The organism is Kitasatospora sp. NPDC029312 (genome assembly GCF_055569215.1).
In genome coordinates this window covers 1-13426 of the sequence record NZ_JBVHXY010000056.1, presented here as the reverse complement: position 1 = coordinate 13426, position 13426 = coordinate 1, and the positions used below count along the sequence as shown (strand labels likewise).

Sequence of the window (13426 nt, the reverse complement as noted above, 5' to 3'; positions counted from 1 at the left end):
GTGTCCGCGAACAGCTTCGACGCCCGCAGCTCGCTGCAGGTGGGCGACGAGTCGTACGAGATCTTCAAGCTCTCCGCCGTCGAGGGTTCCGAGCGGCTGCCCTACAGCCTCAAGGTGCTGCTGGAGAACCTCCTCCGCACGGAGGACGGCGCGAACATCACCGCCGACCACATCCGCGCCCTCGGCAACTGGGACGCCGACGCCCAGCCGAGCCAGGAGATCCAGTTCACGCCCGCCCGCGTGATCATGCAGGACTTCACCGGCGTGCCGTGCGTGGTCGACCTCGCCACCATGCGCGAGGCCGTCAAGGAGCTGGGCGGCGACCCGGCCAAGATCAACCCGCTGGCCCCGGCCGAGCTGGTCATCGACCACTCCGTCATCGCCGACAAGTTCGGCACCAAGGACGCCTTCACCCAGAACGTCGAGATCGAGTACGGCCGCAACAAGGAGCGCTACCAGTTCCTGCGCTGGGGCCAGACCGCCTTCGACGAGTTCAAGGTCGTCCCGCCGGGCACCGGCATCGTCCACCAGGTGAACATCGAGCACCTGGCCCGCACCGTCATGGTCCGGGGCGGTCAGGCCTACCCCGACACCTGCGTCGGCACCGACTCGCACACCACCATGGTCAACGGCCTGGGCGTGCTGGGCTGGGGCGTCGGCGGCATCGAGGCCGAGGCGGCCATGCTCGGCCAGCCGGTCTCCATGCTGATCCCGCGCGTGGTCGGCTTCAAGCTGACCGGCCAGCTGCCGGCCGGCACCACCGCCACCGACCTGGTGCTCACCATCACCGAGATGCTGCGCAAGCACGGTGTGGTCGGCAAGTTCGTCGAGTTCTACGGCGACGGCATCGGCGCCATCCCGCTGGCCAACCGCGCCACCATCGGCAACATGTCGCCGGAGTTCGGCTCGACCTGCGCGATCTTCCCGATCGACGCCGAGACCATCGACTACCTGAAGCTCACCGGCCGCGACGAGCAGCAGCTCGCCCTGGTCGAGGCGTACGCCAAGGAGCAGGGCCTCTGGCACGACCCGTCGGTCGAGCCCGTCTACTCGGAGTACCTGGAGCTGGACGTCTCCACCGTCGTCCCGTCGATCTCCGGCCCGAAGCGCCCGCAGGACCGCGTGATCCTGGCCGAGGCCGCCCAGAAGTTCGCCGAGGCGCTGCCGGCCTACTCCGCCGAGGCCTCGAAGCCGACCACCGTCACCGCCCCCGACGGCTCGACCTACGAAATCGACAACGGCGCGGTCGTGATCGCCTCGATCACCTCCTGCACCAACACCTCCAACCCCTCCGTCATGCTGGGCGCCGCCCTGCTGGCGAAGAAGGCCGTGGAGAAGGGCCTGCAGGTCAAGCCCTGGGTCAAGACCACCCTGGCGCCCGGCTCCAAGGTCGTCATGGACTACTACGAGAAGGCCGGCCTGCTCCCGTACATGGAGAAGCTGGGCTTCAACCTGGTCGGCTACGGCTGCGTCACCTGCATCGGCAACTCGGGCCCGCTGCCCGAGGAGGTCTCGGCCGCCGTCAACGAGTCCGACCTCGCGGTCGTCTCGGTGCTCTCCGGCAACCGCAACTTCGAGGGCCGGATCAACCCGGACGTCAAGATGAACTACCTGGCCTCCCCGCCGCTGGTGGTCGCCTACGCCCTCGCCGGCAACATGAACGTCGACATCACCAGGGACGCCCTGGGCAAGGACGCCGACGGCAACGACGTCTTCCTCGCCGACATCTGGCCGTCGGAGCAGGAAGTCGCCGCCGTCGTCGCGGGCTCCATCGACCAGGACATGTTCGACAAGGGCTACCAGGACGTCTTCGCCGGCGACCACCGCTGGCAGTCGCTCCCGGTCCCGACCGGCAACACCTTCGAGTGGGACGCCGAGTCCACCTACGTCCGCAAGCCCCCGTACTTCGAGGGCATGGCCAAGACCCCGAGCCCGGTGACCGACATCGCCGGCGCCCGCGTCCTGGCCAAGCTGGGCGACTCGGTCACCACCGACCACATCTCCCCGGCCGGCAACATCAAGCCGGGCACCCCGGCGGCGCAGTACCTGACCGCCAACGGCGTCGAGAAGCGCGACTTCAACTCCTACGGCTCGCGCCGTGGCAACCACGAGGTCATGATCCGCGGCACCTTCGCCAACATCCGTCTGCGCAACCAGATCGCGCCGGGCACCGAGGGCGGCTACACCCGCGACTTCACCCAGGCCGACGCGCCGGTGTCGTTCATCTACGACGCCTCGCAGAACTACCAGGCCGCCGGCATCCCGCTGGTCGTCCTGGCCGGCAAGGAGTACGGCTCCGGCTCGTCCCGCGACTGGGCCGCCAAGGGCACCGCGCTGCTCGGCGTCAAGGCCGTCATCGCCGAGTCCTACGAGCGCATCCACCGCTCGAACCTGATCGGCATGGGCGTCCTGCCGCTGCAGTTCCCGGAGGGCGAGAACGCCGACTCCCTCGGCCTGACCGGCGAGGAGACCTTCTCCTTCACCGGCGTGACCGAGCTCAACGAGGGCCGCACCCCCAAGACCGTCAAGGTCAAGGCGGTCGGCGCGGACGGGGCCAGCAAGGAGTTCGACGCGGTCGTGCGCATCGACACCCCCGGTGAGGCGGACTACTACCGCAACGGCGGCATCCTGCAGTACGTGCTGCGCTCGCTGATCGGCTGAACCCAGCCCCGCACCAGCGGCTGAAAGGGGCCGGACCGCACCGCGCGGTCCGGCCCCTTTCGCGTGCCGTACGTCCCGCGCCGATGCGCCCGCTGAAACGGCCCGCCCACGCGGAGGCCCCCGCACGCCGGAGGGGCCCGCCGTGCGCGCGCACGACGGGCCCCTCCGGGCGAGCACCGCTCAGAGCCGGTCGGTCAGCCGGTCAGCCCGGTCAGCCGGCCAGCCCGTCAAACCCGGTCGCAGGCCTGCGCCCGCAGTGCGCGGGCCAGGTCGTCCCGGCGCTCCAGCACCAGGCGCCGCAACGCGGGCGCGGCATGCGGGTGGCCGGAGAGCCAGGCGTCGGCCTCGGCCAGGGTCTGCTCGTCGGTCTGGGCGATCGGGAAGAAGCCGCCGACGATCCGGATCGCGATCTCGATGGTCCGCTCGGCCCAGACCTTCTCCAGCAGCTTGAAGTACGGCGCCGCGTAGAGGGCGGTCAGGTCGCGCTGGGCCGGGATGCCGAAGCCCGCGCTGTTGGCCTCGACCAGGGCGCTGGGCAAATCGTCGGAGTCGATCACGGCCGACCAGGCGGCGGCCTTGGCCTCCGGGGTGGGCCGGGCGGCCAGGCACAGGGCGTGCTGGCGCTTGCCGCCCGCGGTGTTGTCGGCGGCCAGTTCCCCGGCCAGCTCCTCGTCGGTGGCCTGTCCGGCGGCGGCCAGTGCCAGCCACAGCGACCAGCGCAGCTCCTGGTCGACCTCCAGCCCGTCGATCCGGGCGCTGCCGGTGAGCAGCCCTCGGACCAGCCCGAGGTGCTCGGCGCCGCCCGCGGTCTGGGCCAGGAAGCGGGCCCAGGCCAGCTGGTGGTCGCTGCCGGGGACGGCCTCGCGCAGCTCGCGCAGCGCGCCGTCGGCGAGCTGCCGGGCGCCCTCGGCGCGCCACTCGGGGGCGGCGTAGAGGTCGACGGCGGTCTTGGCCTGGGCGTGCAGCGACTGCAGCACGCCGATGTTGTCCTCCTGTCCGGCGAAGCGCAGCACCAGGGCGACGTAGTCGCGGGCCGGCATCAGGCCGTCCCGGGTGAGGTTCCAGACAGCGGACCAGGCGAGCGCGCGGGCCAGCTCGTCGTGGATGTCGCCGAGGCCGGTGCGCAGCGTCTCCAGCGAGTGGGCGTCGAAGCGGACCTTGCAGTAGGTCAGGTCCTCGTCGTTGAGCAGGACCAGGGCCGGGCGGGGGCGGCCGACGGCCTCGGCGACGACGGTGCGGGCGCCGGTGACGTCCAGTTCGATCCGTCCGGTGCGCACCAGGGCGCCGTCGGTGTCCCGGTCGTAGAGGCCGACCGCGATCCGGTGCGGGCGCAGGACGTCGCCGTCCTGGAGCACGGCCAGTTCGGTGATCCGGCCCTCGGCGTCGGTGGTGACCTGCGGGGTGAGCGCGTTGACGCCGGCGGTCTGCAGCCAGTCGGCGGCCCAGTTCTTCAGGTCGCGCCCGCTGGTCTCCTCCAGCACGCCGAGCAGGTCGGCGAGTTCGGTGTTGCCGAAGGCGTGCCGCTTGAAGTAGCGGCGGGCGCCCTCGAAGAAGGCCTCGGAGCCGACGTAGGCGACCAGCTGCTTGAGGACGGCGGCGCCCTTGGCGTAGGTGATGCCGTCGAAGTTGAGCTTGGCGTCCTCGAGGTCGCGGATGTCGGCGGTGATCGGGTGGGTGGTGGGGAACTGGTCCTGCCGGTAGGCCCAGGCCTTGCGCTGGTTGGCGAAGGTGACCCAGGCGGAGGAGTACCGGGTGCGGGCGCCGATCAGGCCGTAGGACCCCATGAAGTCGGCGAAGGACTCCTTCAGCCACAGGTCGTCCCACCAGCGCGGGGTGACCAGGTCGCCGAACCACATGTGCGCCATCTCGTGCAGGACGACGTTGGCGCGGGACTCGTAGGCGGCGTCGGTGACCTTCGAGCGGAAGACGAACTCCTCCTTGAAGGTCACGCAGCCCGGGTTCTCCATCGCGCCGATGTTGTACTCGGGGACGAAGGCCTGGTCGTACTTGCCGAAGGGGTACGGGTAGTCGAAGGCCTCGTGGAAGAAGTCGAGTCCGAGCTTGGTGACGCCGAGGATCTCGTCCGCGTCGAAGTGCGGGGCGAGCGACTTGCGGCACAGCGCGGAGAGCGGGATCTCCAGGGTGGTTCCGTCGGCGAGTTCGCGGCTGTAGTGGTCGCGGGCGACGTGGTACGGGCCGGCCACCACGGCGGTGAGGTAGGTGGAGATCGGCTTGGTCGGCGCGAACTCCCAAGTGCGGGCGGCGCCTTCGCCGGTCGCCCGCCCTTCCCGCTCGTCCTCGGACGGCAGGGGCCCGGCCGCGCTGACGCTCTCGTACGGGGCGTTGGAGCGCACGTCCCAGTCGGCCGGGGCGGTCACCGTGAAGCTGAACGGGGCCTTCAGGTCGGGCTGTTCGAAGTTCGCGAACACCCGCCGGGCGTCGGCCGGCTCGTAGTGGGTGTAGAGGTAGGTCTCACCGTCCGCCGGGTCGACGAAGCGGTGCAGGCCCTCGCCGGTGCGGCTGTAGGCGCAGTCGGCCTCGACGGTGAGGACGTTCTCGGCGGCCAGGCCGTCGACGTGCACCCGGGCGCCGTCGTAGGCGGTGGCCGGGTCCAGGGCGCGGCCGTTGAGGGTGACGGAGCGGACGGTCGGGGCGAGCAGGTCGAGGAAGGTGGCGGCGCCGGGCTGGGAGCAGCGGAAGGCGACGGTGGTGGTGGAGCGGAAGGTGGCGGCGGCCGGGTCGGGGGCCGAGGTCACGTCGAGGTGGACCCGGTAGCCGTCCACGGCCAGGATGCCGGCTCGCTGCTGTGCTTCGTCGCGGCTCAGGTTCTTGCCCGGCACGGCGGTACTCCTTTGTCCGGCTCGCACGGTGGTGCGTCTGTGGGTGTCCCGTGCGCGGTGTGCGTCGCGCACGCAGGGGCATCCTTTCACGCCCGCCCCGGCCGGTACCATTGCACAGGCCGCCGGGCCGGGGCCGGAATCACCGGCGCCGGACGGGTGTTGGGGTCGGGAGGGGGTTACCCCCGCCGCCTCGGATCACCTCATGAAGGACGACACTCCCGTGACGACTGCCGCTGAGCGCAAGACCGCCGACTTCTGGTTCGACCCCGCCTGCCCGTGGGCGTGGATGACGTCCCGCTGGCTGATCGAGGTCCAGCAACTGCGCCCGGTCGACGTGAACTGGCACGTGATGAGCCTGTCGGTGCTCAACGAGCACCGCGACCTGCCGCAGGAGTACCGCGAGCTGCTGGACAACGCCTGGGGCGCGGTGCGGGTCTGCATCGCGGCCGCCGAGCAGCACGGCGAGGAGGTGCTCGGCCGGCTGTACACCGAGCTGGGCCTGCGCTTCCACAACCAGGGCCTGCCGCAGAACCGGGAGACGGTGCGGGCCGCCCTGGTCGCCGCCGGTCTGCCCGCCGAGCTGGCGGACGCGGCCGACACCGACGCGTACGACGAGGCCCTGCGCGCCTCGCACAAGGAGGGCATCAGCCTGGTCGGCGAGGACGTCGGCACTCCGGTGATCGCGGTCGAGGGCGCGGACGGCGAGCGGGTCGCCTTCTTCGGCCCGGTGGTCACCCCGGCCCCGAAGGGCGAGGCCGCGGCCCGGCTCTGGGACGGCACCCTGCTGGTGGCGTCGACCCCGGGCTTCTACGAGATCAAGCGCACCCGTACGGCGGGCCCGTCCTTCGAGTAGGCGCCGGCACGCGGAAGGGCCCGGTACCGCGCTCGGTACCGGGCCCTTCCGGGTGTCTCGGCGCGGCGGCCGGGGGCGGGGGGTCAGCCCGCCGCGGCGTCCCGGCGCTGCTTGAGCAGGCCGGCCCCGATCAGCAGGGCGACCAGCACCCCGGCCGCGTACAGCTGCTGGCGGTTGCCCTCGGTGGTGGTCATCAGCGCGAGGATGCCCGCCACGGCGGCCATCGCCACCCAGGTCAGGTACGGGTAGCCCCACATCTTCACGGTGAGCAGTTCGGGCGCCTCGCGCTCCAGCCGGCGGCGCATCCGCAGCTGGACGATGCAGATGAACAGCCAGACCACCAGGATGGCCACGCCGGTGGTGTTCATCAGCCAGGTGAACACGGTGGCGGGCCAGAACTTGGCGGCCAGCACGGCACCGAAGCCGAACAGGCAGGAGACCAGCACGGCCCGGCGCGGCACCCCGCCGCTGACCTTGGCCAGCGCCTTGGGGCCCTGGCCGCGGCCGACCAGCGAGTAGGCCATCCGGGAGGCGCCGTAGATGTTGGCGTTCATGGCGGACAGCAGCGCGACCAGCACCACCACCTCCATGATCGCCCCGGCGCCGGGCACCCCGAGGTGGCGCAGCACCGTGACGTACGGGCCGTCGGCGACGACCGCCGGGTCCTTCCAGGAGACCAGGGTGACGACCAGGGCCATCGAGCCGATGTAGAAGATCGCGATCCGCCACACCGCCGTGCGCACCGCGTTGGCGACGTTCTTCTTGGGGTCGTCGGACTCGGCCGCGGCGATGGTCACCGTCTCCAGGCCGCCGTACGCGAAGACCGAGGAGAGCAGGCCGACGATCAGTCCGCTGACGCCGGTGGGCAGGAAGCCGCCGTGGCCGGTGAGGTTGCCGGTGCCGGGGGCGCCGGGGCCGATCACCCCGGTGACGCCGAGCACGCCGAGGACCAGGAAGGCGACGATCGCGGCGACCTTGATGGTGGCGAACCAGAACTCGAACTCGCCGAAGTTCTTCACCGCGGTCAGGTTGCTGGCGCAGAAGAAGACCATGAAGAGGCCGACCCAGACCCAGGCGGAGACGCCGGGTATCCAGCCGTTGACGATCTTTCCGGCGGCGGTGGCCTCGGCGGCGACGCCGCAGCAGAGCATCACCCAGTACATCCAGCCGGCCGTGATCCCGGCCCAGGGGCCGACCTCCTTCTCGGCGTGCACCGAGAAGGAGCCGGAGGCCGGACGGGCCGCGGACATCTCCCCGAGCATCCGCATGATCAGCATGACCAGCAGTCCGGACAGGGTGAAGGCGAGGATGATCGCCGGACCGGCGGCCGCGATGCCCGCGCCGGAGCCGACGAAGAGGCCGGCGCCGATGACGCCTCCGAGGGCGATCATCGACAGGTGGCGCTGCTTGAGCCCGTGGCTGAGCTGCTGGCTGCCGGGTGCCGTGCCGTCGGCCGGTCGGCCGTCGGCGTCGGTGGTCCCGGGCGCCGTCGGCGCGGAGGTGGGGGCCATAGGGGTGGATCCAGACTGTGCGGAATGCGACATGAGCTGTCCAATATCCGGTGGCCTCCCGGCTCATGCCAACAATGGCCGCTTCCGGCCCACCATGCGGACCGGAGTCCACCGGAGCGTGACACCGCGGTCGCGGAGCGTGCTCCGGAGTCGTTTCCGACAACGCCCGAGGGCCCGGCTTTGTCCGAAACCGTGGCGGCGCCGGAGTCGATCACCGCGTAGGTTCACAGATGTTCACTCACCTGGACCCTTACGGAGGATCCCGATGGCCACTGCCACCAGCCCGATAGCGCGCCGCGCCGTCCTCGCCGACCTGCTGCCCGCCGCTTCCACCCGTGTCGGAGCGCAGGTCCGCGACCTCGCCCTGGTGGTCGGCGGCGCCGCGCTCACCGGCGCGGCCGCGCAGCTGTCGGTGAACGTCCCCGGCTCGCCGGTGCCGGTCACCGGCCAGACCTTCGCCGCCCTGCTGGTCGGCACCGCGCTCGGGGCCCGCCGTGGCGTCGCCTCGCTCGTCCTCTACCTGCTGGCCGGCATGGCGGGCCTGCCCTGGTTCGCCGAGGGCACCTCCGGCTGGGCCATGCCCTCCTTCGGCTACGTGATCGGTTTCGTCCTCGCCGCCGCCGTGACCGGCGCGCTGGCCCGCCGCGGCGCCGACCGCACCCCGGTGAACACCGCCGTCACGATGGTTCTCGGCAGCCTGGCCATCTACGCCGTCGGCGTCCCGTACCTGGCGGTCACCCTGCACGTGTCGCTGGCCCGCGCCGCCGAGCTCGGCCTCTACCCGTACCTGGTCGGCGATGCCCTCAAGGCCGCCTTCGCGGCCGGCGCCCTGCCGCTGGCCTGGAAGGTGCTCGGCAAGCGCTGACGCCCCCCGTTGTCGGGCCCGGGCGCGCGCGCATGCCACACTCATGGCATGCGCGTGTACCTGGGCTCCGACCATGCCGGATACGAACTGAAGAACCACCTGGTGGAGTGGCTGAAGGGGGCCGGCCACGAGCCGGTCGACTGCGGGCCGCACATCTACGACGCCGAGGACGACTACCCGCCCTTCTGCCTGCGCGCCGCCGAGCGCACCGCCGCCGACGAGGACGCCCTGGGCATCGTGATCGGCGGTTCGGGCAACGGCGAGGCGATCGCCGCCAACAAGGTCAAGGGCGTCCGGGCGGCGCTGGCCTGGAGCACGCAGACCGCCGAGCTCGGCCGTCAGCACAACAACGCCAACGTGATCTCCATCGGCGGCCGGATGCACACGCCGGAGGAGGCCACCGGGTTCGTCGAGGTCTTCCTCAACACCCCCTACAGCGGCGAGCCGCGGCACACCCGCCGGATCGAGATGCTGAGCGAGTACGAGACCACCGGCGAGCTCCCGCCGATCCCGGCCCACCACCCGCAGGGCTGATCCCGCCCCCCACCCGCCCACGACGGCCGGCCGCACCCTCCCGTGCGGCCGGCCGCCGCCGTCTGCGCCCGGCGCCCGGCGCCCGGCGGGGGCCCGGAGCCCGGAGCCCACAGCCCACAGCCCGAAGCCGGGAGCCGGGAGCCGGGAGCCGGCGAGGACGTCCCACCCGCCCGGGACCTGTGGGATCGGCCACAAGGCGCAGGCACACCCCCGCCCCCGCACGCGGGGCGCGCACGCCGCCGCCGAGCCCCCGTGGACCCAACCGGCGCACGCCTCCTGACGACACGCCCGGCACCGCGCCGATCGGCCGAAACCCGCTGAGCTCCCCGCGCGCCGACGCCGCCGCCCGCCCCCGGCCCGTCGACGCCGGGCCGTACCCGTGGATAGGGTCGGACCCCATGGCTGGCAGACCGCCGGGCGCACCGCCCCAGACGACTGCGACGAGGCCCGGCGCCGCCCAGGCGTCCGAGCCCGTGACGGCCCGGCTGCGCAAGAGGCTCCGCCGGGTCCGCCGAAGGCTGCGCACGGCCGGTGTCGACTACTTCCGCGGCGGCGCCGCCGACTGGCCGGTGCTCAGCGCGCTCGCGCTGCTCGTCCCGCTGCTGATCCTGCTCAACATCTGGATCCCCGACTGGGCCCCGCCCACCGCCCTCGTGCTGCCGATCCTGGCCGGCGCGCTGCTGCTGCGCCCCGGCAGCCTGGTGGTGCTCTACGCGCTGGCCGCCCTCGGCCTGTCCGCCGAGTCCGTGATCCACACCGGCCAGCGGGTCGCCAGCGACAACCCGCAGGCCTACCTCTACGGCGTGACCCCGGGCGCCGCCCTGGTGGTCGGCGCCGCCGGGGTCGGCGGCCTGCTGCTGGCCCAGTTCCGGGCCCGGGTCGGTGTGCCGTGGTGGGGCGGCTCCACCATGCTGTTCGACCTGCGCGAGCGGCTGCGGGTGCAGAGCCGGGTGCCCCACCTGCCGGACGGCTGGCACGCCGACATGGCGCTGCGTCCGGCCGGCGGGCAGTCGTTCTCCGGGGACTTCGTGGTGGCCGCCCGCACCGGGCCCGGCCAGCGGCTGCTGGAGGTGGTCCTCGCGGACGTCTCCGGCAAGGGCATGGACGCCGGCTCCCGGGCGCTGCTGCTCTCCGGCGCGTTCGGCGGCCTGGTCGGCTCGCTGCCCGCGCACGACTTCCTGCCCGCCGCCAACGGCTACCTGTTGCGCCAGTCCTGGGAGGAGGGCTTCGCCACCGCCGTCCACCTGGTGCTGGACCTGGACACCGGCGAGTACGAGCTGCTCTCGGCCGGGCACCTGCCGGGCATGCAGCGGCTGGCCGGCGCCGGACGCTGGGAGGTCAAGGAGGCCGAGGGCCCGCTGCTCGGGATCTACGACGGCGCCAAGTTCGAGGGCGTGCGCGGCCGGTTGAACCGCGGCGACGTGCTGATGCTGTGCACCGACGGCATGGTGGAGGCGCCGGGCCGGGACCTCACCGAGGGCATGGACCGCCTGATGGGGGAGGCGGACCGGCTGGTCCCCGGCGGCGCCCCGGGCGCCCGTGCGGGCGCCGCGGCCGCGCTGATCGAGACGGTGGCCCGGGACATCAACGACGACCGCGCCGTGCTGCTGCTCTGGCGCGACTGAGGCACATGCCACCGGCAGCCTCGCTGTCAAGCCTGGCAGCTGATCTTCGGCCATCTCGGACGCCCCGCCGGCTGACCGGATCAGCGGCTTCCGCTCCCCGCCCGCAGACGCGTCCCGGCCGCTCAGCCCGCCCCGCCGACCGTCCGTCAGAACTGCTCCGCTATCGTCCCGGTCGGCGGAAACTCGTCTCGCATCGCAGGATGTCGGCGTTGGGCCGACTGTCAGACCTTTACGCAACCGGCACGGTCGACCACACTGAGTCCGGGCGGGACTGTTCAGGATTCGGGGGAACGGGGGGTGGCACGTGCGGCACGCCAGACAGCGCACGAGCGTGGGCTCCCCGGCCGGCACTGCGCCGGGCGGTCCGCGATTCCGCCTCGGGACCGTCGGACAGGCCGGGGTCCGGCTTCGCAGGTGCCGCCGGGCGGCGGCGCCACGCTATGAAACGAGGAAGTGAGTCCGGGTGGCACTCTCCGTCTCCGCGCTGGTCCTGTTCGCGATCCTGTGCATCATCTTCATCCGGAACAAGCAGATGAAGATCCCGCACGCGATCGTCGCCGCCCTCTTCGGCTTCATGCTGCACGAAACCACCATGGCGACGTCGATCAACTCCATCCTGTCCAACCTGGCGCACAGCATCTCCAGCATCACCGGCGGCTGACGGGCCCGGGCCCGCGCGCCCGAGCCGAAGGGCGCGCCGGTGTCGAGGGGCGGGTGCGAGGTGCTCCGGGTGGCGGGGGCGTCGGAGCATCGACCGTCGGCACCGGATCCCGAACGCCCGCACGCTCGAACTCGCGCGGGCGCGTGGGCCGGTGGGCGAGTAGCGGTCACCGGCCGGCCCGTCGGGCCTCCCGCCAGCGGGCGAACAGTCCCCGGGGGCGCGCCGCCGCCCGGGCGTGCCACGGTGCGGGCGTCGCGGCACCCGCCGGCGCGGCCGTGACCGGCGCCGCCCGTTCCGCCGTCAGCAGCACGAACAGCCGTGCCCAGCAGAGCCGTTCGCCCCGGGGCCAGTCCAGCGCGCGCAGCGCCGCGGAGGCCGCCTCCGACACCTCGCCGCCCACCCGGACCTCGGCGATGTCGTCGCCCGCCTTCCCGCCCAGGAAGAGCTTCACCCCCACCGGGCCCGGCCCGGCCACCTCCGCCCGCAGCGCGGGTGCCAGCGCCGGCAGCACCCGGTGCTCGGCGAGCCAGGCGGCCAGGTGCTCGTTGCCGAACCCGAAGACCGCCGCCGGCCCCTGCACCGCGTGCCAGCCCGGGAGTTCGGGCAGGTCGGCGTGGTCGGCGTGCACCCCGCGCCCCTCGGCCAGCTCCACCAGCACCGAGGCGGTGGTGGTCGCCCACATCTTCACCGCGTTCGCGAGCTTCTCCTCCTCGGTCTTGCCGAGGCCCGCCGCGCAGTCCCACACCACCGGTGCGTCCGCCCGGCCCAGTTGCAGCACGAAGCCGAGGTCCACGTGCCCGGCGCCGTCGTCCCCCGGGTGGTCGCGCACCGCCACCGCGGTGGTCCCCGGGCCGCGCACCACGTCGCCTTCCGGATGGAACACCTGACCCAGGCGCGCCATCTCCCGGATCACGCAGCGCTGTATGACGGCCAGTCGCTCCTGCGGATGCACCGGGACTCCTCCATCTCGGGGAACGCGCCGGCTCCGGTCGCGCTCGAACTGCGCTCGAACGCCGCCGAGGCTATCGGCCCGGCCGCCAACCCGGAAACCGCTCGCGGTCGGGCGCACTCCGGTCGCGGAAATGTCTGGAATGCCCCACTTTGGTGAGCGGAATCTGACGGCCACCAACCTGGAGAACCCGCATGCCCCGCACCGCCCCGACGACCTTCCCACCGCTCCTGGTCCACCCGGACGGCACCGGGCTGGTCGCCGAGATCGAGGCGTACCTCGCCTCGCTGCCCGCGCCCGTCCGCACCCCGGCGCCCTACGTCTGCCGGTACGGCGCGACGCTGCACCCCTGGAACGCCGGCTTCCTGGCCCCCCGGGCCACCCTGCTCGACCGGGTGCTGCGCCGCCCCGCCCGGCCCGTCCCGGTCAGCGCCGCCGACCACCTGCGGCTCGCCTCCCGCTACATCGGCGCCCACGGCTGGCTGCAGGGCGCCATGTGGGACCCGTCCGGCCGGGTCTGCCTGCTCGGCGCCCAGGCCGCCGTCCTGGCGTACGGCTACGGCACCCCGGCCACCGTGCGGACCGCCCGGGTCCAGCTGATGGAGGTGCTGCACGCCACCGGGCGCCCGGCGCGCTCCCCGGACGAGTACAACGACCGCCCCACCACCCGGGTGGGGGACGTCCACCAGCTGCTCGACCGGGCCGCCGCCCGGGCCGCCCGGCTCGGGCTCTGAAACCCCCGGCCGAACGCAGCCGCCGGACCGGCGGGCGGCTCCGGAAACGCCGACGGCCCCGGGGGGGGGGGGGGGGGGGGGGGGGGGGGGGAGGGGGGGGGGGGGGAGGGGGGCGGGGGGGGGGGGGGGGTCCGCGAGCGCCTTTTCCACGATCGCATCGGGCGCGTCGTGATCGTGGATGTCGGCCACCAGA

Annotated in this window: 10 protein-coding genes; 7 read left to right on the top strand and 3 right to left on the bottom strand. The window is 73.0% G+C overall.

The window, feature by feature from the left end; all coding sequences use genetic code 11:
- Window positions 1-2661 (top strand): aconitate hydratase AcnA, encoded by a 2661-nt coding sequence (gene acnA / locus ACZ4WV_RS31790; RefSeq protein WP_465752109.1) that lies wholly within the window; start codon window positions 1-3, stop codon window positions 2659-2661.
- Between the two features lie 227 nt (window positions 2662-2888).
- Here acnA and pepN read toward each other — a convergent pair whose 3' ends face one another.
- Window positions 2889-5501 carry an aminopeptidase N gene (pepN, locus tag ACZ4WV_RS31785; protein WP_465752108.1) on the bottom strand — a complete coding sequence of 871 codons (2613 nt, stop codon included), beginning with the start codon at window positions 5499-5501 and terminating at the stop codon, window positions 2889-2891.
- A 202-nt stretch (window positions 5502-5703) separates the two neighbouring features.
- Here pepN and ACZ4WV_RS31780 point away from each other — a divergent pair, with 202 nt between their 5' ends.
- Window positions 5704-6354 (top strand): mycothiol-dependent nitroreductase Rv2466c family protein, encoded by a 651-nt coding sequence (locus tag ACZ4WV_RS31780; protein ID WP_465752107.1) that lies wholly within the window; start codon window positions 5704-5706, stop codon window positions 6352-6354.
- Between the two features lie 83 nt (window positions 6355-6437).
- On the opposite strand, the gene ACZ4WV_RS31775 is transcribed toward ACZ4WV_RS31780, so the two are convergent.
- Complete coding sequence (locus ACZ4WV_RS31775; protein WP_465752106.1) at window positions 6438-7865, bottom strand: amino acid permease; 1428 nt, start codon at window positions 7863-7865, stop codon at window positions 6438-6440.
- A gap of 265 nt (window positions 7866-8130) precedes the next feature.
- On the opposite strand from ACZ4WV_RS31775, the gene ACZ4WV_RS31770 reads away from it, so the two are divergent.
- From ACZ4WV_RS31770 to ACZ4WV_RS31755, 4 genes are all read left to right on the top strand, one after another.
- Complete coding sequence (locus ACZ4WV_RS31770) at window positions 8131-8730, top strand: biotin transporter BioY (RefSeq protein WP_465752105.1); 600 nt, start codon at window positions 8131-8133, stop codon at window positions 8728-8730.
- Between the two features lie 48 nt (window positions 8731-8778).
- Complete coding sequence (locus tag ACZ4WV_RS31765) at window positions 8779-9264, top strand: ribose-5-phosphate isomerase (protein ID WP_465752104.1); 486 nt, start codon at window positions 8779-8781, stop codon at window positions 9262-9264.
- Window positions 9265-9749: 485 nt separating this feature from the next.
- The gene (locus tag ACZ4WV_RS31760) at window positions 9750-10889 is read left to right on the top strand and encodes a PP2C family protein-serine/threonine phosphatase (protein WP_465752132.1); all 1140 of its coding nucleotides are present in this window, start codon (window positions 9750-9752) and stop codon (window positions 10887-10889) included.
- A 463-nt stretch (window positions 10890-11352) separates the two neighbouring features.
- Window positions 11353-11550: a hypothetical protein gene (locus ACZ4WV_RS31755; RefSeq protein ID WP_350749969.1), complete on the top strand. Its 198-nt coding sequence runs from the start codon at window positions 11353-11355 to the stop codon at window positions 11548-11550.
- Between the two features lie 166 nt (window positions 11551-11716).
- Here ACZ4WV_RS31755 and ACZ4WV_RS31750 read toward each other — a convergent pair whose 3' ends face one another.
- Window positions 11717-12502: a DUF6348 family protein gene (locus ACZ4WV_RS31750; protein ID WP_465752103.1), complete on the bottom strand. Its 786-nt coding sequence runs from the start codon at window positions 12500-12502 to the stop codon at window positions 11717-11719.
- A 191-nt stretch (window positions 12503-12693) separates the two neighbouring features.
- Here ACZ4WV_RS31750 and ACZ4WV_RS31745 point away from each other — a divergent pair, with 191 nt between their 5' ends.
- Window positions 12694-13233: a DUF6197 family protein gene (locus ACZ4WV_RS31745; protein ID WP_465752102.1), complete on the top strand. Its 540-nt coding sequence runs from the start codon at window positions 12694-12696 to the stop codon at window positions 13231-13233.
- Window positions 13234-13426 lie beyond the last annotated feature (193 nt).

Excerpts from the sequence above, each read along its gene's own strand:
- ACZ4WV_RS31770 (WP_465752105.1), top strand. The coding sequence starts at position 8,131 with ATGGCCACTGCCACCAGCCCGATAGCGCGCCGCGCCGTCCTCGCCGAC.
- ACZ4WV_RS31745 (WP_465752102.1), top strand. The coding sequence starts at position 12,694 with ATGCCCCGCACCGCCCCGACGACCTTCCCACCGCTCCTGGTCCACCCG.
- ACZ4WV_RS31765 (WP_465752104.1), top strand. The coding sequence starts at position 8,779 with ATGCGCGTGTACCTGGGCTCCGACCATGCCGGATACGAACTGAAGAAC.
- ACZ4WV_RS31775 (WP_465752106.1), bottom strand. The coding sequence starts at position 7,865 with ATGGCCCCCACCTCCGCGCCGACGGCGCCCGGGACCACCGACGCCGAC.
- ACZ4WV_RS31780 (WP_465752107.1), top strand. The coding sequence starts at position 5,704 with ATGAAGGACGACACTCCCGTGACGACTGCCGCTGAGCGCAAGACCGCC.